This is a genomic window from Bacillus sp. UNC437CL72CviS29, from assembly GCF_000482345.1.
GTDB classification, from domain to species: domain Bacteria; phylum Bacillota; class Bacilli; order Bacillales; family Bacillaceae_G; genus Bacillus_A; species Bacillus_A arachidis.
Map to the genome: position 1 here is coordinate 75,119 of NZ_AXVB01000016.1, position 20,882 is coordinate 96,000.

At 34.8% G+C, this 20,882-nt stretch carries 24 protein-coding genes; 19 read left to right on the forward strand and 5 right to left on the reverse strand.

Annotated elements, in window-relative coordinates:
- From M014_RS27035 to M014_RS0114865, 3 genes are all read left to right on the forward strand, one after another.
- A complete protein-coding gene (locus M014_RS27035; protein ID WP_051588583.1) occupies window positions 1–762 on the forward strand; it encodes a methionine ABC transporter ATP-binding protein in 762 nt (253 codons plus the stop codon).
- Complete coding sequence (locus M014_RS0114860; protein WP_026592447.1) at window positions 752–1,414, forward strand: methionine ABC transporter permease; 663 nt, start codon at window positions 752–754, stop codon at window positions 1,412–1,414. Before M014_RS27035 ends, M014_RS0114860 begins: the two co-directional genes overlap by 11 nt.
- A 165-nt stretch (window positions 1,415–1,579) precedes the next feature.
- The gene (locus M014_RS0114865) at window positions 1,580–1,801 is read left to right on the forward strand and encodes a YdbC family protein (RefSeq protein WP_026592448.1); all 222 of its coding nucleotides are present in this window, start codon (window positions 1,580–1,582) and stop codon (window positions 1,799–1,801) included.
- Window positions 1,802–1,888: 87 nt separating this feature from the next.
- On the opposite strand, the gene M014_RS30140 is transcribed toward M014_RS0114865, so the two are convergent.
- Window positions 1,889–2,233 carry a hypothetical protein gene (locus M014_RS30140; protein WP_081811049.1) on the reverse strand — a complete coding sequence of 115 codons (345 nt, stop codon included), beginning with the start codon at window positions 2,231–2,233 and terminating at the stop codon, window positions 1,889–1,891.
- 6 nt (window positions 2,234–2,239) lie between these two features.
- On the reverse strand, window positions 2,240–3,388 hold the full coding sequence (locus tag M014_RS0114870) for an SH3 domain-containing protein (RefSeq protein WP_026592449.1): 1,149 nt from the start codon (window positions 3,386–3,388) through the stop codon (window positions 2,240–2,242).
- 274 nt (window positions 3,389–3,662) lie between these two features.
- On the opposite strand from M014_RS0114870, the gene M014_RS0114875 reads away from it, so the two are divergent.
- The 11 genes from M014_RS0114875 to M014_RS0114925 all read left to right on the forward strand — a co-directional run bounded on the left by M014_RS0114875 (window position 3,663) and on the right by M014_RS0114925 (window position 13,835).
- On the forward strand, window positions 3,663–4,346 hold the full coding sequence (locus M014_RS0114875) for a copper homeostasis protein CutC (RefSeq protein ID WP_026592450.1): 684 nt from the start codon (window positions 3,663–3,665) through the stop codon (window positions 4,344–4,346).
- 21 nt (window positions 4,347–4,367) lie between these two features.
- Window positions 4,368–4,922, forward strand: coding sequence for a signal peptidase I (gene lepB, locus M014_RS0114880; protein ID WP_026592451.1), 555 nt, complete (start codon window positions 4,368–4,370; stop codon window positions 4,920–4,922).
- Between the two features lie 170 nt (window positions 4,923–5,092).
- Window positions 5,093–5,860: an IclR family transcriptional regulator gene (locus M014_RS0114885; protein ID WP_026592452.1), complete on the forward strand. Its 768-nt coding sequence runs from the start codon at window positions 5,093–5,095 to the stop codon at window positions 5,858–5,860.
- Window positions 5,860–6,567 (forward strand): 5-oxoprolinase subunit PxpB, encoded by a 708-nt coding sequence (pxpB, locus tag M014_RS0114890; protein ID WP_026592453.1) that lies wholly within the window; start codon window positions 5,860–5,862, stop codon window positions 6,565–6,567. The genes M014_RS0114885 and pxpB overlap by 1 nt, the downstream gene beginning before the upstream one ends.
- Window positions 6,564–7,553 (forward strand): biotin-dependent carboxyltransferase family protein, encoded by a 990-nt coding sequence (locus M014_RS0114895; protein WP_026592454.1) that lies wholly within the window; start codon window positions 6,564–6,566, stop codon window positions 7,551–7,553. Before pxpB ends, M014_RS0114895 begins: the two co-directional genes overlap by 4 nt.
- A gap of 19 nt (window positions 7,554–7,572) precedes the next feature.
- The gene (gene pxpA, locus M014_RS0114900; protein ID WP_026592455.1) at window positions 7,573–8,331 is read left to right on the forward strand and encodes a 5-oxoprolinase subunit PxpA; all 759 of its coding nucleotides are present in this window, start codon (window positions 7,573–7,575) and stop codon (window positions 8,329–8,331) included.
- Between the two features lie 20 nt (window positions 8,332–8,351).
- Window positions 8,352–9,047: a DUF969 domain-containing protein gene (locus M014_RS0114905; protein WP_026592456.1), complete on the forward strand. Its 696-nt coding sequence runs from the start codon at window positions 8,352–8,354 to the stop codon at window positions 9,045–9,047.
- 1 nt (window position 9,048) lies between these two features.
- Window positions 9,049–10,011: a DUF979 domain-containing protein gene (locus M014_RS0114910; protein ID WP_026592457.1), complete on the forward strand. Its 963-nt coding sequence runs from the start codon at window positions 9,049–9,051 to the stop codon at window positions 10,009–10,011.
- 15 nt (window positions 10,012–10,026) lie between these two features.
- Window positions 10,027–10,674, forward strand: coding sequence for a pyroglutamyl-peptidase I (gene pcp, locus M014_RS0114915; protein ID WP_026592458.1), 648 nt, complete (start codon window positions 10,027–10,029; stop codon window positions 10,672–10,674).
- 70 nt (window positions 10,675–10,744) lie between these two features.
- The gene (locus tag M014_RS0114920) at window positions 10,745–11,461 is read left to right on the forward strand and encodes an NAD-dependent protein deacylase (protein ID WP_026592459.1); all 717 of its coding nucleotides are present in this window, start codon (window positions 10,745–10,747) and stop codon (window positions 11,459–11,461) included.
- 226 nt (window positions 11,462–11,687) lie between these two features.
- Window positions 11,688–13,835, forward strand: a complete 2,148-nt coding sequence (locus tag M014_RS0114925; protein WP_026592460.1) for a peptidoglycan D,D-transpeptidase FtsI family protein — start codon at window positions 11,688–11,690, stop codon at window positions 13,833–13,835.
- Between the two features lie 137 nt (window positions 13,836–13,972).
- Here M014_RS0114925 and M014_RS0114930 read toward each other — a convergent pair whose 3' ends face one another.
- Both M014_RS0114930 and M014_RS29675 read right to left on the reverse strand, forming a co-directional pair.
- Window positions 13,973–14,734, reverse strand: a complete 762-nt coding sequence (locus M014_RS0114930; protein WP_026592461.1) for a class I SAM-dependent methyltransferase — start codon at window positions 14,732–14,734, stop codon at window positions 13,973–13,975.
- 256 nt (window positions 14,735–14,990) lie between these two features.
- Window positions 14,991–15,149 carry a hypothetical protein gene (locus tag M014_RS29675; protein ID WP_170833646.1) on the reverse strand — a complete coding sequence of 53 codons (159 nt, stop codon included), beginning with the start codon at window positions 15,147–15,149 and terminating at the stop codon, window positions 14,991–14,993.
- 441 nt (window positions 15,150–15,590) lie between these two features.
- On the opposite strand from M014_RS29675, the gene M014_RS0114940 reads away from it, so the two are divergent.
- The 5 genes from M014_RS0114940 to M014_RS30360 all read left to right on the forward strand — a co-directional run bounded on the left by M014_RS0114940 (window position 15,591) and on the right by M014_RS30360 (window position 20,474).
- Entirely contained in the window at window positions 15,591–15,800 is a 210-nt protein-coding gene (locus M014_RS0114940) for an alpha/beta-type small acid-soluble spore protein (RefSeq protein ID WP_026592462.1), read from the forward strand.
- A 783-nt stretch (window positions 15,801–16,583) separates the two neighbouring features.
- Window positions 16,584–16,715: a hypothetical protein gene (locus tag M014_RS30355; RefSeq protein WP_255259975.1), complete on the forward strand. Its 132-nt coding sequence runs from the start codon at window positions 16,584–16,586 to the stop codon at window positions 16,713–16,715.
- A gap of 691 nt (window positions 16,716–17,406) precedes the next feature.
- Window positions 17,407–19,110, forward strand: coding sequence for a M4 family metallopeptidase (locus M014_RS0114955; protein ID WP_026592463.1), 1,704 nt, complete (start codon window positions 17,407–17,409; stop codon window positions 19,108–19,110).
- A 159-nt stretch (window positions 19,111–19,269) separates the two neighbouring features.
- A complete protein-coding gene (locus M014_RS0114960) occupies window positions 19,270–20,340 on the forward strand; it encodes a response regulator aspartate phosphatase (RefSeq protein ID WP_026592464.1) in 1,071 nt (356 codons plus the stop codon).
- A gap of 5 nt (window positions 20,341–20,345) precedes the next feature.
- Window positions 20,346–20,474, forward strand: coding sequence for a hypothetical protein (locus M014_RS30360; protein WP_255259976.1), 129 nt, complete (start codon window positions 20,346–20,348; stop codon window positions 20,472–20,474).
- A gap of 60 nt (window positions 20,475–20,534) precedes the next feature.
- Here M014_RS30360 and M014_RS0114970 read toward each other — a convergent pair.
- Window positions 20,535–20,882 (reverse strand): IS3 family transposase (locus M014_RS0114970; RefSeq protein WP_026592465.1); only part of this gene is annotated, 348 nt, incomplete at its 5' end.

Sequence of the window (20,882 nt, forward strand, 5' to 3'; positions counted from 1 at the left end):
ATGATAACGTTACGCGATATCAATAAAACATTCCAGACGAAAGAAGGTTTATTTCATGGTGTAAAATCAGTCTCTTTACAAATTGAAGAACATGATATATTCGGAATTGCTGGATTGAGCGGTGCAGGAAAGTCTACGTTATTACGTACAATGAATTTACTAGAAAAGCCGGATTCAGGTGTGGTGATTGTAAATGGAGAAGATTTAACAATGTTATCGAAGAAAGATTTACGAACGGCAAGACAGTCGATTGGTATGATTTTTCAACACTTTCATCTTCTTCATAATAAAAATGTATCGGATAATATTGCTTTGCCGTTAGAATTGAAGTCAGTTTCAAAAGAAGAAAAAGAAAAACGAGTGCGAGAATGCTTAGAAATTGTTGGCTTAAGCGATAAAGCATATCATTTTCCTTCACAACTAAGCGGTGGGCAAAAACAACGTGTTGCGATTGCACGTGCATTAGCAAATGATCCCAAAGTATTACTTTGTGACGAGCCGACATCGGCACTCGATCCGAAAACGACACGATCTATTTTACAATTTTTACAAAAGATAAATAAAGAGCTAGGGGTTACAATCGTAATTGTAACGCATGAAATGAATGTCATTAAACAAATTTGTAATAAAGTAGCAGTGATGGAAGAAGGAGAAGTTGTTGAATCCTTCCATTTACGTGACCAACATCTAAAACCAACAACAGAAATCGCAAAACTTCTATTAGGTGTTGAAGGAGAGAGGGGCATTGCACATGTTCAATAATGTTATTCCACTGCTTCCAGAAATTTGGACATCGCTTTTGCAAACATTTTTAATGGTTGGACTTTCAGTTGGAGCGGCAATTATTTTAGGAATTCCTTTAGGTGTAATTTTATATTTTACTAGCAAAGGACAAATTTTGGAACAAAATATTGTCCATCGTACATTAAACGGCATCGTAAATATTATTCGCTCATTTCCATTTATCATTTTGTTAGTAGCTCTTGTACCATTTACAAGAACCTTATTAGGAACTACAATTGGTCCAATCGCTGCAACGATTCCTTTATCAGTAGCAGCCATTCCTTATTTTGCAAGACTTGTAGAGCAAGCGCTGCGCGAAGTTCCAAAAGGGGTAATTGAAGCTGCTGAGGCAATGGGAGCGTCGCCACTGCAAATTGTTTGGAAAGTACTGCTTGTTGAGGCGCGTTCAGGTCTTGTATTAAGCTTAACAGTTTTAACAGTAAGCTTTATTTCCTACTCAGCTATGGCAGGTGTTGTCGGCGGTGGTGGTGTCGGTGACTTAGCCATTCGTTTCGGTTATTATCGTTTCCAAACAGATGTTATGGTTGTTACGGTACTTATGCTTGTGATTCTCGTTCAATCTGTACAATTTATTGGAAATAGAATTGCGGCGAAACTTGATAAAAGATAATGATAAAAAGAACTTTGGTATGCACCAAAGTTCTTTTTATTGTAGGGGATGAACAATGAAAGGTGTTCAATGATCGACGTGCGGAAAATTAGCACTATCGATATAACATATGAGAGAATGTAGGAGAGAAGATAAGGGAATATATATGTGAAAGGGGGAAAAACAGTGGCAGAAATCAAATTTGATATTAAAGAAACTTTTGGAGTTATATCACAGTCACCTAAAGGCTGGAACAAAGAACTCAATCTAATTAGCTGGAACGGCAAAGAGCCAAAGTATGATTTGCGTGATTGGGCACCGGAACATGATAAAATGGGAAAAGGTATCACATTGACAATCGAAGAGTTAAAAACATTAAAAGATATTTTAAACCGTATGGAGTTATAAAAACAAAGTGTTTTGTGCAGAAAAAACCACTTTTGAATTGTTATTTCAAGAGTGGTTTTTTTGTATGGACGTATATGTCAGAAAAGACTATACAATCTTTTCTTCTCTATCTTCTTTTTTGTGATGTTCAGGCACGTAGATATATTGTGATACAATAAGAAGAACGCTTATAAAAAATACAGGGAACATACTCGATAGAAATAGACCATCCATCATAAAATTAGTGATTAAACAAACGATAATAATGAGTGATGTAAATAGATGAGAAATGTGTTTTTTTAATCGTATTTTATATAATTCTCGCAATATTTCACAGCATACAAATAAGATGAGTATGCTTAAAAAATATATATTTGTATCATAAATAACAAAACAACAGATTAGACCGAAGAAAGCTAGATACTCAATAAGTAACGGAATATTACGTAGCATAAGATGTTACCGTACTAAGTAAGGAAGTGGATCAACGGCATTTGTTTTCTCGAAATTCCATTCCCCATTATGTAATTCAAAGTGAAGATGTTGTCCTGTTGAATGTCCAGTGCTCCCCATCTGCCCTAACTCTTGACCAACTTGAACGCGATCTCCGGCTTGTACAAATCTGTTTTTCATATGTGCATAAACAGTCGTATATAATTTTCCTTTTATGTAATGAGTGACAAATACAACATTACCATAGCTACTAGAATAGTAGGATTTGATAACTTTCCCAGCAGCTGCAGCATGGATAGAAATATCTCCAGTTGCCACAAAGTCAACACCATAATGCATTTGTCCCCATCTCACTTCAAATGGTGAGCTAACTTGTCCTTGTGTTGGAAATTTAAAAACAGCAGGTATGGAAGGTGATGTAGATTTCTCTTGCGGTTTATTTTGTAATACATAATGTTTTGCAACATACCCATATCCAGAGCCAAAACGAATTTTATACCATGTACCTACAGTATCAACGACTTGAAGTTGCGTTCCGTTTTGTAAAGAGCCAATAACAGCAGTGTTTGTCCCTGCACCGCTGCGTACTTTTAAGTTAGGTGTTGCAACGTAGTAAGCATTGTTTTGTATTGTAATCCCGTTAACGAATGAGTGTGAACGATTGGATACAAATTCTTTTTTTACGTATCCTTTTTGTCCATTGTGAGAGATGAGATACCAGTCGTGATGTGTTTCTTGGACAGAGATAAATGCTCCGTTTGGTAATACGTCAATAATGGATGATTGTATACTTGGTTTTGAACGAACATTTAAGGCGTCTGCAGTTACGATGTGTTGGGTTTGTTGTGGATGTAGCTTTTTCAAAGATAAATTGGACTTTTGGATGTAGCCAATTTTGTTTTGGGAGTTTACTTTATACCAGTTACGTGTAGTTTCGAGAATAATCACAGGTGTGTTATATGAAATACTTCCGAGGGAATCACTATTTGTTGTGCTTTCTTGATAGAGTTGAACGTTATCAAGTTTTACGTATCCGATTCCTGCGTTGCTCTTTGGTTGTACAGCTGTTGTTTGCGTATCTGCTTCAGTAGTGGATGGTAAAAGAGAAGCGATTGCAATAGTTGTTGCTGTCAATGTTGTAGCTTTCATATTCATCGTATAATGAGCCTCCTTGTATTGTTTGTGACAAAATTTAGAAATATATTAAAAGAATAACAGAAATATAGTAATTATGGAAATAAAGAAAGAGAATTCAGTTGTTTCTCAAGTACGCAACTTTAGGTTAATGAACTTGTTTTTCTAAACTTTACAGGAGTTTGAAAAATCTTTCATTTTCTTTGCTTTTTTCAAGTTTTATATGAGAAACCTATGTTTCGGATTTATACTACGGTATAATAATGTGGAAAAAGTACGAAAAGAGGTAAGTTTCATGCTAGAGGTTATTGCAACTTGTTTAGAAGATGTGAAGCAAATTGAAAAAGCTGGTGGAAATCGAATTGAACTCATTTCAGCATACACAGAAGGTGGATTAACACCAAGTTATGCTTTTATAAAAAAAGCGGTGAAAGCTGTAAACATACCTATTCATGTTATGATTCGTCCTCATGCTAAGTCATTTATATATACAGCAGAAGAAATCGAAATGATGAAAGAAGATATTCGAGTCGCGCAAGAACTTGGTGCAGCCGGTGTTGTATTAGGTGTATTGAATGAACAAAATCAAATTGATGAAGAAAAATTAGCTGATTTATTATCTGTTGTAGATGGAATGAATGTCACATTTCATCGTGCAATAGATGAAATGGTTGATCTTGTTGGTGCAGTTCAAACATTGCGTAATTTTGAAAAGATCACTCATATTTTAACTTCTGGTGGACAAGGAGGCATAGTGGAAAATATTCCTGTACTCCATGAAATGCAAAGAGTAAGTCAAGGTGATGTACAGCTCATTGCTGGAAGTGGTGTGACAAAGGAAAATATACAACGAGTATTGAATGAAACAGGAATTTCAGAAGCGCATATTGGTACTGCAGTCCGAGAAGGTAAATCTTGTTTTGCTGAAATAAATCAAAAATCTGTACAAGATCTAGTGGGATTGACAAAATCATTATAATGCTAGAGAAGAGGGGAAAAGATGGAGAAAAGCAAGAAAAAAGAAATTATTTCATGGATTAAAACAATAGGAATTACAATAGGAATCGCTTTAATTGTACGTGGTATTTTATTTACTCCTTCTCTCGTACAAGGTGAGTCTATGATGCCTACTTTAGAAAATAATGAGCGTGTCCTTGTCAATAAAATTGGTTATAATATACAAGGTTTAAATCGCTTTGATATTATCGTGTTTCATGGGAAAGAAGGATATGATTTAGTGAAGCGAGTAATTGGCTTACCAGGGGATACGATTGAGTATAAAAACGACGTATTATATGTGAATGGAAAAGCGGTAGATGAACCATATCTAGCAGAGTATAAGGAACAGGTAGGTAAAGGGAAGCTAACTCCTGATTTCACGTTAGAGCAAAAAACTGGAAAAGAAAAAGTTCCAGAAGGACAAGTATTTGTACTGGGAGATAATCGTCAAGTTTCAAAAGATAGCCGCATGTTTGGATTTGTTTCTGAAGATCAAATTGTCGGAAAAGGTGAAGTAGTATTTTGGCCGTTGCAACAAGTAAGAGCGTTGCATTAAAGATAAGATTTTGATATATGTGTTAAAAAGCATTGAATGTTCATTTCAATGCTTTTTTTATTTTAGAAAAATATTGTCTAAAGAGAAAGAATATTTTATAATTTTAAATTATATATTTGTTTCGAAAAACGGAATTGTTGTTCCGAATTACGGAACTTAGGGGAGCTAGGATGAGTATAAATAAAACAGCTGTAAAGACGATGGATATTTTAGAACTATTTTATGAACATGAAGAGTTAACGTTAACGGAAATGGTTCATCACACGGGGATGCCTAAAACATCTGTATACCGTTTAATTGGTTCACTTGAAGAAATGGGTTTTTTACAAAAGACAACAAAGGGAGCCTATAGACTGGGATTAATATTTTTAGGATTTGGTCAGCTTGTTTCGAAGCGATTATCGGTACGAAATATTGCAAAACCATATATGAAAAAGCTTAGAGATTCTCTTGGTCAAGCTGTCAATTTAATTATTCAAGATGATAATGAGGCAATTTATATTGAAAAAATGGATGGAGATCAACCAGTAAGAGTATACACAGAGATTGGAAGACGAGCACCTTTATATGCAGGAGCATGTCCGCGTATTTTGCTTTCGTATTTTGGAGAAGCCGATCAAATGCGGTATGTAGAGAAAGTACAATTACAACGATTTGCGGATGGAACGATAGTGGATAAAGAAGAGTTACAAAACCAGTTACGTAAGGCAAAAAGAGAAGGGTATACGATAAGTTATTCGGAACTTGAGAACCATACAGCTGCCATTGCAGCACCTATTTTTGCAAGCGATGGTCATGTAATAGCTGGTATTAGTATTTCAGGATTAGAAATTGAGTATAATGAATCGACAATTCCAACCTTTATTAAAAAAGTGAAAGAAACGGCGCATCAAATTTCGAAAGAACTTGGCTGGATGGGTGAAAAGGAAGGGATATGATGAAATTTTCAGCACTAGGGGATCAAGCAGTTGTTGTTACATTTGGAGAAAAAATTGATTTGGGTATATATGAAAATGTGCAAAATTTATGCAGTCTATTAAAGCAAAATCCTTTTCATGGAATGATTGAGTGTGTACCTTCATTTGCTTCTTTAACAGTATACTATGATGTATATAAATTATGGGAGAAAAATGAAGGAAAGATAGTGCCTTATGATTTTGTATGTGAATACGTAAATCGATTGCTTAGTCATACTCAAAATAAAACGCAAAAACAATATGATTGTATTTCAATTCCAGTTTGCTACGGCGGTAAATATGGACCTGATTTAGAAGAAGTTGCAGCATACCATGAGTTATGTGCAAGTGATGTAATTCGTCTTCATAGTGAAGCGACGTATTTTGTTTACATGTTAGGGTTTACACCAGGTTTCCCGTATTTAGGTGGGATGCCCAAAGAGCTCGAAACACCTAGAAAACAAACACCGCGTTTACAAATAGCACCTGGTTCAGTTGGAATTGGCGGAAGTCAAACAGGAATATATCCATTAGAAACACCAGGTGGCTGGAATATTATTGGCCGGACACCTATTGCATTGTTTCAGCCAGATGAAGAAAAGCCTACATATGTCCAAAGCGGAATGTATTTACGTTTTATCCCAATAACAGAGGAAGAGTTTCTGGTTATGGAGGGAGCTAAGAAATGAATGTTGAGATTTTACATGCGGGGATGTTTACAACGGTTCAAGATTTAGGAAGATATCATTATCAACAATATGGTGTACCTGTTGGCGGTGCTATGGACCAGGCAGCATTAAGAATGATAAATATGTTAGTAGGAAATGAAGAGAATGAAGCTGGATTAGAAATTACAATGATGGGACCGAAACTACTTATAAAGAAAACAACATTGCTGGCAATTGGTGGTGCGAATACGGAGCCTCTGTTAAACGGGGAGCCAATTCCATTATGGCGACCAGTTCTGGCGAAAGAAGGGAGCATGCTTTGTTTCGGGAAGGTGCAATTTGGGTGTAGAACATATGTGACCTTTGCAGGTGGAATTGATGTTGCAAGTAGTATGGGAAGTAAAAGTACATATGTAAGAGCGAGTATAGGTGGAATGGAAGGACGGGCATTGAAAAAGGGAGATCTTTTTCAAATTGGTACACCGTCAAAATTTGCTACTTGCTTGATAAAGAACTTGATGGATGAAGAAAGAATGGCAACAAGTTGGGGGATATGTAGTCATGTTTTACCTAAATATAGTCGTAGCCCAATTATTCGTGTCATTCCAGATTTTGAATGGGATCAATTTAAGAATGAAAGTTTAGATGCGTTTTTTACAAAAGAATATAAAGTATCTAATTATGCTGATCGTATGGGATATCGGTTTGAAGGTGAAGAACTAAAAAGAATAGAACAATCTGAGATTTTATCAAGTGCAGTTACCTTTGGAACAATTCAGGTGCCGCCTGGTGGCAATCCAATTATCTTAATGGCAGATAGACAAACGACAGGTGGATATCCGCGAATTGGTAATGTCATATCAGTTGATTTACCTATCCTTGCACAATTGAAACCAGGTGATTATGTTACGTTTGCAAAGACTTCTATAACAGAAGCGACAGAACTTTACATAGAGCAAGAACAAAATATGAATTTATTAAAGAAATTTATCGCTTTACAAGCTTAAAGTAGGGGGGGAATAGAATATGGTTACGATTGATTTGAATTGTGATTTAGGAGAAGGATTTGGTGCATATCAAATAGGAAACGACGATAAAATTCTTCCGTTTGTTTCGTCAGTAAATATTGCATGTGGTTTTCATGCTGGTGATCCAACTGTTATGCGTCAGACTGTTGAAAAATCGCTAAGAAATAATGTGGAAATAGGTGCGCATCCAGGTTTTCCAGATTTAATTGGGTTTGGGAGAAGGATGATGCGCGTTTCTCCAGATGAAGTATATGATTATGTTTTATATCAAATCGGAGCATTAGATGGATTTATAAGAGCGGCAGGAGGGAGGATGCATCATGTAAAACCACACGGTGCACTTTATAATATGGCAGCTACTGATCAAGAAATTGGGGATGCGATTGCAAAAGCAATCTATCAAATAAATCCAGAGTTATTCCTGTATGGATTAGCAAATAGTAAATTTATACAAGCAGCCGAAAAATATGAACTGAGGCTTGTGCAAGAGGCGTTTGCCGATCGTACGTATCAATTAGATGGAACATTAACAAGCCGAACAGAAGAAAATGCAATTATAAAAAATGAAGATATAGCAATTGAACAAGTAGTGCAGATGGTTAAGGAAGGAAATGTAAAAACAGTCGGTGGAAAGATAATCAATATTGATGCGCAAACAATTTGCATACATGGTGATGGTGAGCACGCAGTTCAATTTGTAGAAAAAATATACAGAACATTTCGATTAAACGATATTTCTATTTGTGCACCAAAGTAGAATAAGGGGGAGATACATAAATGCTGAAATTAATTGGAATATTGCTTGTAGCTGTTGGATTTTTATTTCGTCTTAATACGTTATTAGTTGTAATGGTTGCAGGAATTGCAACGGGTATGATTTCAGGGATGAGTTTTTATGATGTGATTAGTATGTTTGGAAAGTTTTTCATAGAAAACAGATATATGTCGATGCCAATTTTATTAACACTCCCTGTCATTGGGATACTAGAAAGATATGGACTAAAAGAAAGAGCAGAAGCATTAATAACGAAATCTAAAGGAGCTACAACAGGAAGAGTACTCATGTCATATTTTGCGATTCGCGAAGGATCAGCTGCAGTAGGACTTAATATTGGTGGGCATGCTCAAACAGTAAGACCATTAGTTGCACCAATGGCAGAAGGGGCAGCACAAGGGCGTTACGGAAAACTTCCAGAAAAACTGAAAGAAAAGATTAAAGCGAATGCAGCGGCAGCTGAAAATACAGCATGGTTTTTTGGGGAAGATATTTTTATCGCAACAGGAGCAATTCTATTAATGAAGGGATTTTTTGATTCGGTAGGAATGCATGTTGGTGTGTGGGATATGGCGCTTTGGGGAATTCCTACGGCAATCTCATCTTTTATTGTCAGTTGGATTCGTTTTAAACGATTCGATAAGTATATTGAAAAAACGATGAAAAAAGAAGAAAGCAAACAAAAGGAGGCGATATAAGATGAATATTATTACACTTGATACAATCTATTATTTATTAGGTATTATTGTTGCCTTTGTCGCGATCCGTATTGCTTTTGATCGTCAGCATCCAAATCGCCTTGGTTCTAGTTTATTTTGGGCATTATTTTCTATTACATTTTTATTTGGGAATATGATTCCGTCATTTTATATCGGTTGTATTGTATTAGCAATGGTCGTTTTAGCATCATTAAATAAAGTAACGAAGTCCAATGAAAAAGAAGCACCTACAGAAGAGCGAGTGAAACATGCAGAAAAATTGAGAAATAAAATTTTTATGCCCGCTATTTTAATTCCCATTTTTACAATCATTGGTACGTTAACGTTAGGAAAGCTAAAGTTTGGAAATGTATTTCTCGTTGATCCTGAGAAGGTCACATTAATCGCATTAGCTCTTGGGGCATTGCTTGCTTTCGTAGCGGCAATGGGAATCACAAAGGCAAAAATAACAGCCCCTGTACAAGAGGGAAGCAGATTATTACAAGCTGTCGGATGGGCCGTTATTTTACCACAAATGTTAGCAGCGCTTGGTGGTATTTTTGCAAAATCTGGTGTGGGTCAAGTTGTCTCAGATTTAGTAGGACAAGTATTGCCGACAGAATATCCATTTGTCGCTGTTATGGCATATTGTTTAGGGATGATGTTGTTTACAGTTGTAATGGGGAATGCCTTTGCCGCATTTGCTGTTATTACAGGAGGAATTGGTCTACCGCTTATCGTTCAAATGCATGGAGGTAACCCAGCGATCATGGCTGCGCTTGGAATGTTTGCAGGGTACTGTGGTACATTGATAACGCCGATGGCAGCAAACTTTAATATTGTACCAGCGATGCTATTAGAATTAAAAGATAAAAACGCGGTAATAAAGGCTCAAGCACCAATTGCAATTACTATTTTTGTGATTAATATGTTCATCATGTATGGACTTGTGTACAGGTTTTAGAAGGGAGTGGGGATGATGAAGACAGTATTGTTAACAGGGTTTGAGCCTTTTGGTGGAGAAGAAATGAATCCTGCCTGGGAAGTTGCAAAGGAACTAGATGGCCAAGTGATGGGAGATTACAAGATTATTAGTAAGCAAGTTCCGACTGTATTTCATAAGTCACTACAAGTGTTACAGACTTATATGGAGGAAATAGAACCAGAGCTTGTTATATGTATAGGACAAGCAGGAGGACGCCCAGATATTACAGTGGAACGAATTGCAATTAATGTTGATGATGCAAGGATTCCTGATAATGAGGGGAATCAGCCGGTTGATGTACCTATTATAGAAGAAGGACCCGTCGCATATTGGTCTACGCTTCCAATGAAAGCGATTGTAAAGAAACTTCGTGAAGAAGGAATACCAGCTTCTGTTTCGCAAACTGCAGGTACATTTGTTTGTAATCATCTCTTTTATGGACTTATGCATATGTTAGGTAAGAATGGAAATAGGATCCGAGGTGGTTTTATACATATTCCGTTTTTGCCAAAGCAAGCAAGTAATCATCCTGGGCAATCAAGTATGTCACTGCCTGTTATTACAAAAGGAATTGAATTGTTAATACAGGTCGCATTAGAGGTAGAAACAGATATTGTAGAATGCGGCGGGGCAACACACTAAGCAAAAATGCAACGCCTACTATGGACAAATGTTATAATAATAGGAAGAAGTATACATAGAGGTGAGAGTCATGCAGCAATATGAAGAAGTATGTTCTATTATAGAAAAAGCAAATAAGATTACGGTATTAACGGGTGCTGGTGCGAGTACTGAAAGTGGTATTCCGGATTTTCGATCAGCGAATGGTTTATATGCAGATGCAAAAGTAGAAATGTACTTATCGAGAGGGTATTATAACCGTAACCCAAAAGACTTTTGGAAACATTATAAAGAAATATTTCAAATTAATACGTTTCATCAATATAAACCGAACCGAGGGCATGAATTTTTAGCTGATTTAGAAAGAAAAGGAAAAGATATCACAGTATTAACACAAAATATCGATGGTTTACATCAATTAGGTGGTAGTAAGCACGTTATTGATTTACATGGCACACTCCAAACAGCTCACTGTCCAAAATGTAAAACGAAATATGATTTGCAATATATGATAGATCATGAACTGCCACGATGTGAAATATGTAATTTCATCTTAAATCCAGATGTCGTTTTATACGGTGATACATTGCCGCAATATCAAAATGCAATGCAGCGTTTATATGAAACGGATGTATTACTCGTGATGGGAACGTCGTTAAAAGTGCAGCCGGTTGCATCATTCCCGCAAATTGCAAAAAGAGAAGTAGGGGCAACAACAATTTTAGTAAATGAAGAATTAACGGGGCAAGAGAATCATTTTGATTATGTATTTCAGCAGAAGATTGGGCAGTTTGTAGATCAATTTTAAATGGTGTAGGAGAACCGAGATAAGAGGTATTTATCTCGGTTTTCTCGAGTTTAAATTTTCTTAATTTTCCATAGAATACTATAAATTATATTATCTATGTGCTTTAATATTATTAATAGAGAAAATTTTTATATCAGGATGAGTATGTATGGTTTTGTTTTTGGTTACTTATTTTGCGAATTGTGTGAGGGAAAGGGACTTTAAACTATAGAGAGAGGAGAGCATAATGGAAAAGAAGAAAGAGAAAACGAAACGGAAAAAGAAAAACCACATTCCTTTTCGGTTAAATGTGCTGTTTTTCTTTGTATTTCTTATGTTTTCAACTGTTATTATTCAATTAGGTAAGGTCCAAATTATAGATGGCAAGACGTATACAAATAAGGTGGAAAAGAAGGAGGATCTAACGGTTAGTACTCCTGTTCCGCGTGGTAAAATTTTTGACCGAGAAGGCCATTCGATTGTTGATAATAAACCATTACGGACTATTACATATACAAAAATGACAGGCGTTAATTCAGAAGAAATGTTAAATACGGCAAAACTACTTGCGAAAATCATTGAAATGCCGCAGGAAGCTATGGATAAATTAACAGAGGTAGATAAGAAAGATTTTTGGATGCAATTACATAAGAAGCGTGCAGCAGAAAAGGTGACAAAGGAGGATGAAAAGAAACTAAGAGCAAAAAAAATAGAGGGAAAAGAATTAGATAAAAAGATGGAAGAATTGAGACGTGAGCGGATTACAGCGGAGGAATTAAAGGAACTGACTGTCCAAGATATAGAAGTATTAGCAATTAAAAGTAAAATGAGCGCTGGTTATAAAATGATTCCTCAAATTATTAAGAAGGATGTAAAACAAGACGAATATGCCGTGGTTAGTGAAAAGTTAGCGGATCTTCCAGGTGTAGATACAACTGTAGATTGGGAACGTATATATCCATATGATAAGATACTTCGTTCTATACTTGGTAACGTTTCAAGCGCTGATGAAGGACTTCCAAAGGAACAACTAGACTATTATTTAGTTCGAGAGTATAACCGTAATGATCGTGTTGGAAAGAGTTATATTGAAAAGCAATATGAAGATGCGTTACATGGTACGAAAGCGCAATCAAAAAACATTACAGATAAGGAGGGAAAGATACTTCGAACCGAACAAATTAAAAAAGGAAAAAGTGGAAATAATTTAATGTTAACGATTGATATGGAATTACAAAAGCAAGTTGAGGAAAGCATTGAAAGAAATTTAATGGCATTCAAAGGCATAGAACCGTTGCTTGATCGGGCCTTTGTGGTAATGATGAACCCTAAAAATGGACAGCTGTTATCAATCTCAGGAAAAAAACTAGTAAATAAAGATGGAAATATGCAAGTAGAAGATTTTGCACTTGGTACAATGACGAGCTCTTATGAATTAGGTTCAACAGTAAAGGGAGCAACTTTACTAACGGGTTATCAAACGGGTGCTATTAAGCCATTTACTCATTTTGTCGATGCGCCGATGACATTTAAAGGAACAACAAAAGAAAAGAGATCATGGAAAGATTTTGGTGATGTTGATGATGTAAGAGCTTTACAAGTATCTTCTAACGTATATATGTTTCATACCGCTTTAAAGATTGCTGGAATTGATTATGTACCGAATAGTCCGTTAAATATAAAACAAGAAGTATTTGATAAAATGCGCTATCATTTTGGGCAATTTGGTTTAGGCGTTCCAACGGGGATTGAGTTACCCAATGAGACTGCGGGACAACGGGGAAGAAAAGATAATACACCGGGATTCTTACTTGATTATTCAATCGGTCAATATGATACGTATACACCGCTTCAGCTTGTGCAATATATTTCAACGATTGCGAATGGTGGTTATCGTATGAAACCACAAATTGTACAAGAGATTAGAGAGCAACCAGATAAAGCAGAGGATATTGGTAAGGTTGTTCAATCAATGGAACCAGTCATTTTAAATCGTGTAGATATGGATATTTCGTATATAAATCAAGTGAAAGAGGGGCTTAGAAAGGTATTTCAAGAAACTGACGGAACTGGTGTAGCCCACTTTCAAAATCTTCCTTATAAGCCTGCTGGAAAAACAGGAACAGCAGAAGCGATATATGGTGGTGATAGCGATACAGGTAAAGACGAAAATGGAGATAGAAAAAAATGTTATAATTTAACCTTAGCTGGCTATGCCCCTTATGACGCGGAACCGGAAGTTGCATTTTCTGTAGTTGTACCATGGGTAAACGATGATAAATCAGGGATTAATTCTAAAATTGGAAGAGAAGTTTTAGATGCCTATTTTGAATTGAAAGCGAAACGAGTGGGTGGAAATCCAGTTCCTGTAGAACAGCCGAATAAACCGCAGTAAAATGATTTTTAAGGATAGAATAAATAATGTATTCAAAAAAGAGACCTAAAAGGTAATGAGGCATACCTTTTAGGTCTCTTTTCGAATTAGCCCGCAGTAACAGCCTGATTCATTTAACAAGAAGAAACGTCCACTGATTAAAGATTTTGAGCTTTAATCATAAAACGATGTTGTTTCACATCGAAATACCCTTTTTGTAGAATAATTTGGTGTATTTTGTATAGCTCATTTATATATGTTTCAGTTTTGAAGTTAGGTACTTGCCAAGGAATGGCTTTTAAATAATAGACGAAAGCACCGATATCATAAAATCTTTGAACGGGAAATTCTTCTTTATATTGTAAAACTTTATAACCACTTTGTTGTATTTCCTCTAGAGCTGTTTCTAACTGCCAATTTGTAAATTCTAGATTGGGTGGTACGCCGAGTGTTTCATTGATTTCCGCACAATCTAAGCCACCTACTTGCTGCGTAAGGAAGATGCCATCTGGAGAAAGGATTCTTTTTACTTCAGAAGCAGAGTATGATTCATGTTGATTTAAAATTAAATCGAATTGCCTGTCATCAAACGGTAAGGTGTTGTCATCCGTTACTTTTACTACTTTTACACCTAAAGGTTCTAATTTCTTTTTTGCTATAGGGATATTGGGTGTATAACCTTCAGTCGCATAAATAGTTGAAGGGAAAGGTCTTAACAGGGATAAAAATTCACCGCCACCTGTTCCCATATCAAGCATAGCATGAGCGTTTTGTATAAGCTGAAAGGCCATGCTGCCATATGACCAAGAAAGTAATTCACTTTTCATGCGACCAGTTTCTGTAATAAAAGAGAAATCCCATCCACTAAAGCTCGTATTTGCATTTTCTAAAAGTGTTAAAAATAATTTATCATTTTTCATGTTCGATCCTCCTGTTTATTATAAGAAAAATAAAGTGAATAAACAGAGGAGGAGGGCCTCTAATTGAGATATACGGTTGTTACGTTTCGTGTTCTAGTATTTTCATACGGAATCACTCCAGGAAAAAAAGTATGTTGTTTTACCTTCTAGATTTATAGATATAATACCTTCTCGAAGTAAAAAATAAAATAGATGTAGCTGCATAGCGGTAATAAAGGTAGTTTTTTATGCAACAAAATTCCCTATTCGTTCTTAACTAAAGCTTGTTGTTTTGTCTTTTGATGAGTCTATCTTCATTTCTGTTAGAAAGCCTTTGATCTGATTCTTGCATTTGTTCTTGATCCTTACTCGGAGTATTCAGTGCATCTAAAGGCATGTTGTTGATTTGATGATTTCGTAAATCTTTTTTATCCATGATATATAGCTCCTTCTGTGGTTTGAATTTACATACAATGTAGTTATTAATGGATATTTTACATCTTAAGATCAATTAATATACAAGGGATATATGGAAAAATCATTTAACTACAGTGGTTCTTTAAACAGAATAAAAATGAAATAAATGGTTAGGTTTTCTTAATTCACATAATTTTCAAAAATACAGTCTCCAAATGTTAATATTTGTTATATAATAAACCTATCAAGCATCATCCCTATGTTTTTCTAATATGCCTGTTAAGATAGTTTGTGTTCCTTTTTATCACCTTACCTTAAAAAGAACTTGTAGTGATTGCTACAAGTTCTTTTTGTTTTCTGATTGAACATGAACGGAAACTTTTAAATATCAATTACCATAAAAAGGAATAAATATTTTTCCGTGATTCGTAGCATGTTAAAAACGTAGGAGGTGATACATATGGCAAATAAAAATAACAGAAATAATAATGTAGTGATTCAAGGTGCTGAGAACGCAATTAATCAAATGAAGTATGAGATTGCACAAGAATTTGGCGTACAGCTTGGTCCAGACACAACATCTCGTGCAAATGGTTCAGTTGGTGGTGAGATTACAAAACGTTTAGTAGCTATGGCTGAACAACAGCTTGGCGGTAGATTCACTCATTAATTTCACTTGAAGACATAAAAGGTTATAGTACGTCGTAGTACATATCTTTTTGCTTGTATGTAATTTATGAATAAGCTTTGATCTCAATAGATATTCATACGATAAGCATCCAAATAGGGTGCTTTTTTCTTTGTTACATAGAAATTACACAATAACCATGAAATAGAACACTTTAATAAGGTAGCACCGCGCTGAGGTTAACAGTTTCTTATTTGTATCGTTTTTGTGGAAACCTATCATGTTAACTTGATAGGTATGTGTTGTTACGCATAATATGGGAATGGGTAATGGAAGCTTTAAAAATCGTAGATGGAGCATTAGCGTTAATGTCTGAATTCTGAATATTAAAAAATATAAATTTCAATTCCTCTTTTTTTCGACACTATTAGACAATTATAATGTATTTAAGATTGGTAAATCGAGAAATCAAGTGTGGTGAAAAACATAAATAGGGGAAATTTGTATATAATGTTTTGTTAACAGCAGAATTAGTTTTATTAGTTATGGAACAATATGAAAAATACCACAAAAAGGAAATTGTATAGCTGATTTTAATTTACCATTTGAGCACGAATGTAACAGAAACAAACGTCAGTAAACACGGTTGCTTCTTTTTTGAAAAACTCTTCTAGTTCATCAATGACACACATCACCTGTCGTAAATAACAAGCAATAGACTGTTCATTAAAATTTTATAGAAAATGCATTTCACTATTATTTTGATGCGACATATAAAATATTTAATCTTAATATGGTACTATATAAATTATGTGAGGTGAAAACATGCAAAGTAAAGAAGAAATAATAACGTTTGCATTGGCAACGGGATTAATTATACCAACAGTGGCATTATGTGGTGAAAGTCATGAAGAGGAAGAAGAGAAGGTTATGTCTGATCTACCATTTGAACATTAATAGGGTATATTCCTAGTGCTATCAAACTAACGAAAATAAGAGAATTTCCAACTACATCAAAAAGAGAATATTTCGGATTTGTAGCATAGTTTTTAAACGAAAAGAACCGCATTCAGAATTGTTGAATAATATAAAAGTGTTAATAATTCCTGTAATTCATTATGCACTGTAAAAAACGAAGTCCTCCACAAGACTTCGTTTTTGTTTATATAAACTATGAATAGTATCTATTTCTTGTATTACTTTTGCTTTAAATTAAAAAGGAGTTTAATAGATACGTATGAATATGACCAAGACAGAAACATGGAAGTACAAACAGAGTTTGTTAATAAATATATTAAAATTGCTAAAACAGAATTTGAAAACAAATTCAATCCATGCTGAGGTTTTATTTCTATTTAAACTTTATTATCAAAATCACATACTTATTTTGAAGACATAGCTTCATTTTGATCAAATTTTTTCAAAATGAAGTTTTTAATGTTTGTTCTTAAATAAGGATTAGTTAGATCCATATAAACATTAATTTTTTCTAGAATAATTGAATGTAAATAACTAATTATCAACATTAAAATATGAAATTTTGCATAATGTTACATAAATTCTGCGTTTTCTCTTTTTTTTGACAAGAATAGACAGTATACTTTTTTTACAAGTTCAATATTTCAGAAAATTATACGAGGTGAATATGATGAAGAATAAAAAAACATTAGCTACAGTCGCGTTAACAACAGGATTAGCTTTAACTGCCGTAGCACCATATGGAGTAGGTCATGCAGAGGAAACAGATCAACTACAAGTTCAAATTCAAGAGGATTCGTTTCGTACAGGTGAACTTACACAACCATCACAAAAGGAGCCAGAGAATGTAGTAAAAGATGCTCTTAAAGAGAAAACAGAGCAAGCGTTGTCTCCAAAACAAGTGAATGGAGAAACAGGAGTAGATTATAAAGTTCTTCAAAAGCGAGCTTCTTATGATGGGACGACACTTGTGCGTATGCAACAAACATACGAAGGAAAAGAAGTATATGGCCATCAATTGACTGCACACGTAGATAAAAAGGGTGTTCTTAAAAGTGTTTCAGGGGATAGCGCGCAAAATTTAAAGCAAGAAGATTTAAAGAAGCCTATTAATCTATCACAAGAAGAAGCGAAACAATATATTTATACGAAATACGGGAATGATATCAATTTTATTTCTGAACCAGAAGTAAAGGAAGTTATTTTTGTTGATGAAAATAATGGACAAGCCAGCAATGCATACCAAGTTACATTTGCTGCTGCAACACCAAAATATGTATCTGGAACATATTTAGTGAATGCACATAATGGGGATATGTTGAAAAATATGGTGCAGGAATCTAACTTAAAAGCTAGTGAAAAGCTTGTTGGGGCCTTAAAGGAAAGTAGAAAAAGCAATCTTACATCATTAACTGGAACAGGAAAAGATGATTTAGGTATCTCTCGTACATTTGGTATCTCTAAACAAAGTAATGGAAAATATGCGCTTGCTGATTACACTAGAGGGCAAGGAATTGAAACGTATGATGTAAATTATAGGGATATTACTAAAGAAGAAAGATATTATCCTGGTACTCTAGCAACTAGCACTTCAACAACATTTAATGATCCAAAGGCGGTAAGCGCTCATTACTTAGCAACAAAAGTATATGATTTTTATAAGGATAAATATAAGCGTAATAGTTTTGATAATAAGGGACAAAAAGTAGTATCAGTTATACATGCTTGGGATTCTGCAGATACAAATGATCCGAAAAATTGGCAGAATGCAGCAAGCTATAATAATGGTAGCATGCTTGTATACGGAGATCCTATTGTAAAGGCGTTTGACGTAGCGGGACATGAATTTACACATGCGGTTACATCTAGTGAATCCGATTTGGAATATTCCGGAGAATCTGGTGCGATTAACGAGGCGTTATCTGATATTATGGGAACAGCTATTGAGAAATACGTAAATAATGGAGCATTTAACTGGACAATGGGAGAGCAAACGGGAGCGGTGTTCCGTGATATGGCAAATCCATCTTCAATTAAATCTTCAGCTGGAGTACCTTATCCAGATGATTATAGTGAATTTAACGATTTTAATGGATGGGATAATGGTGGCGTTCATTTCAACTCTAGTATTATCAATAAAGTTGCGTATTTAATTGCGAAAGGTGGCACTCATAACGGTGTAATTGTAAAAGGTATTGGTGAGGACAAAATGTTTGATATCTTCCATTATGCAAACACTGATGAATTAAACATGGCTTCTGATTTCTCTGAATTGAGAGCGGGTTGTATTCGAGTTGCAACAAATAAATATGGGGCTAACTCAGCTGAAGTTCAAGCAGTTCAAAAAGCGTTTGATGCAGCAAAAATTAAGTAAGCGAGAAATATAGCTCTTATCCGTATTGATGGACTCAGCACATAATGGCTGCATAAGCAAGGGATTGGACATGTTCTGCCATTGTTTCGACTATGGAAAGTTAGATGTCGGAAAATTTGTTTTTTATGATGATATTACTATAATAGGATGAGGAATATTATGGATACACATATAATAGCAAAAGAAGAAATAATAACATTATTAAGCGGTTGGTATAATGCAATTATTTCTCAACATATAATAAAAGCTAAGCACTTAAAGGAAGAGATTGATAGAAATATTCATAGTATGGAGGAAGACTCTAATATCTCTATCTATTATTCTCTACTTAACTTTAGATATAATTTACTGGTTTGTGATACAGATGGTTCTAAAGATTGTCTAGAAAAGATTGCTCCATTTCCAGAGCAAACCGAAACATTTTTGAAATATTATTATCATTTCTTCAAAGCTATTTATGCAATTTCGGTTGGAAATCATAATGAAGCAAAAGAACAATATGAGAAGGCTGAAAAACTCTTAGCAACGATTCCAGATGAATTAGAAAAGGCTGAATTTGATTACATGTTTGCAGTATTCCATTATCAATCCTTAAACCCGTTGTTGGCTGCAAAATATGCTAATAAGGCAAAAGAGGTATTTTCGAAGCATACAGGATATGAAATGAAAGTTGCTTCCTGTCAAAATACCATAGGACTTGCTTGTACGAAACTTAGACTGTTTGAAATTGCGGAGGAAAATTTCATTTCGGCTCTTAGAATATTTGAAAAATATGGCGAAGAACAACTAATAGGTAAAGTGAAACATAATTTAGGATTATTATATGCTGATCAAAACCTTTCAGAGTTAGCGATTAAATATTTAAAGGATTCTTTAAAAAATAACCCTAGAACTATGTTCTTATTAGCTAGGGAATATTATAAGTTAGGAGAAAATCTTCTTGCTGCAGATCTAATTGAGGTAGGATATAACCTTACAAAACTTAAAGAATATAAGTGCCATTTCGCTATATTAAGAGAACTCAATAAGGGGGCAGAGATTGGGGAACTAGAGAAAGTTATTATGACGGGAATATATTATTTCAAGAAAGAAAATCTATGGGGTCATGTAAAAGAATATGCTTCAATTCTCGGAAACAAACTCTATGACATAAACAATTATGAAAAAGCTAGTAGATTCTTTCACATCGCCCTAGATGCTGACAAAAAAGATTTAGAGAAGGGAGCATAAAAATAATGAAAAAACTAATTTTAACTGTAATGATTTTTACGGGGATTTTATCTGTTGGTGTTGCTAATCAATCTATTGAAGAGCCATCAGCTAAAGCTAATCTACTTTGTTTAGATCATGGAGAAACTATCTAATTGAAAAAAGAGAGTGCCTTTGGTCATATCCCCGTCAAGTAGACAATAATAAAAAGAGTTTTATGCCACGGCCTTTTCCCGATATTCTATCGGGGAAAGGCCGTGAAGTTTTTTTTGGAATCGCTCTTGATTGTAAAATGTGATATATTCTTGGATTGCTCGATAAGTTGTTTCATATGTTTTTGGACGCACTAAATACAACTTCTCTGTTTTTAAATGAGAGAAGAACGATTCAATACATGCATTGTCAAAACAGTTCCCTCGTCTAGAATGACTTCCTTTTATCTTTAATTGTTCTAACTGTTTTGCGTAACTTTTTGATGTATATTGAAATCCTTGATCAGAATGTAGAAGGGTTTTAGTAGTACGCTTGATTCCTTCTAACTGTTCTAATGTAGAAAGTACAAG

Excerpts from the sequence above, each read along its gene's own strand:
- M014_RS27035 (WP_051588583.1), top strand. The coding sequence starts at position 1 with ATGATAACGTTACGCGATATCAATAAAACATTCCAGACGAAAGAAGGT.
- M014_RS0114860 (WP_026592447.1), top strand. The coding sequence starts at position 752 with ATGTTCAATAATGTTATTCCACTGCTTCCAGAAATTTGGACATCGCTT.
- M014_RS30140 (WP_081811049.1), bottom strand. The coding sequence starts at position 2,233 with ATGCTACGTAATATTCCGTTACTTATTGAGTATCTAGCTTTCTTCGGT.
- M014_RS0114870 (WP_026592449.1), bottom strand. The coding sequence starts at position 3,388 with ATGAATATGAAAGCTACAACATTGACAGCAACAACTATTGCAATCGCT.
- M014_RS0114875 (WP_026592450.1), top strand. The coding sequence starts at position 3,663 with ATGCTAGAGGTTATTGCAACTTGTTTAGAAGATGTGAAGCAAATTGAA.
- lepB (WP_026592451.1), top strand. The coding sequence starts at position 4,368 with ATGGAGAAAAGCAAGAAAAAAGAAATTATTTCATGGATTAAAACAATA.
- M014_RS0114885 (WP_026592452.1), top strand. The coding sequence starts at position 5,093 with ATGAGTATAAATAAAACAGCTGTAAAGACGATGGATATTTTAGAACTA.
- pxpB (WP_026592453.1), top strand. The coding sequence starts at position 5,860 with ATGAAATTTTCAGCACTAGGGGATCAAGCAGTTGTTGTTACATTTGGA.
- M014_RS0114895 (WP_026592454.1), top strand. The coding sequence starts at position 6,564 with ATGAATGTTGAGATTTTACATGCGGGGATGTTTACAACGGTTCAAGAT.
- pxpA (WP_026592455.1), top strand. The coding sequence starts at position 7,573 with ATGGTTACGATTGATTTGAATTGTGATTTAGGAGAAGGATTTGGTGCA.
- M014_RS0114905 (WP_026592456.1), top strand. The coding sequence starts at position 8,352 with ATGCTGAAATTAATTGGAATATTGCTTGTAGCTGTTGGATTTTTATTT.
- M014_RS0114910 (WP_026592457.1), top strand. The coding sequence starts at position 9,049 with ATGAATATTATTACACTTGATACAATCTATTATTTATTAGGTATTATT.
- pcp (WP_026592458.1), top strand. The coding sequence starts at position 10,027 with ATGAAGACAGTATTGTTAACAGGGTTTGAGCCTTTTGGTGGAGAAGAA.
- M014_RS0114920 (WP_026592459.1), top strand. The coding sequence starts at position 10,745 with ATGCAGCAATATGAAGAAGTATGTTCTATTATAGAAAAAGCAAATAAG.
- M014_RS0114925 (WP_026592460.1), top strand. The coding sequence starts at position 11,688 with ATGGAAAAGAAGAAAGAGAAAACGAAACGGAAAAAGAAAAACCACATT.
- M014_RS0114930 (WP_026592461.1), bottom strand. The coding sequence starts at position 14,734 with ATGAAAAATGATAAATTATTTTTAACACTTTTAGAAAATGCAAATACG.
- M014_RS29675 (WP_170833646.1), bottom strand. The coding sequence starts at position 15,149 with ATGGATAAAAAAGATTTACGAAATCATCAAATCAACAACATGCCTTTA.
- M014_RS0114940 (WP_026592462.1), top strand. The coding sequence starts at position 15,591 with ATGGCAAATAAAAATAACAGAAATAATAATGTAGTGATTCAAGGTGCT.
- M014_RS30355 (WP_255259975.1), top strand. The coding sequence starts at position 16,584 with ATGCAAAGTAAAGAAGAAATAATAACGTTTGCATTGGCAACGGGATTA.
- M014_RS0114955 (WP_026592463.1), top strand. The coding sequence starts at position 17,407 with ATGAAGAATAAAAAAACATTAGCTACAGTCGCGTTAACAACAGGATTA.
- M014_RS0114960 (WP_026592464.1), top strand. The coding sequence starts at position 19,270 with ATGGATACACATATAATAGCAAAAGAAGAAATAATAACATTATTAAGC.
- M014_RS30360 (WP_255259976.1), top strand. The coding sequence starts at position 20,346 with ATGAAAAAACTAATTTTAACTGTAATGATTTTTACGGGGATTTTATCT.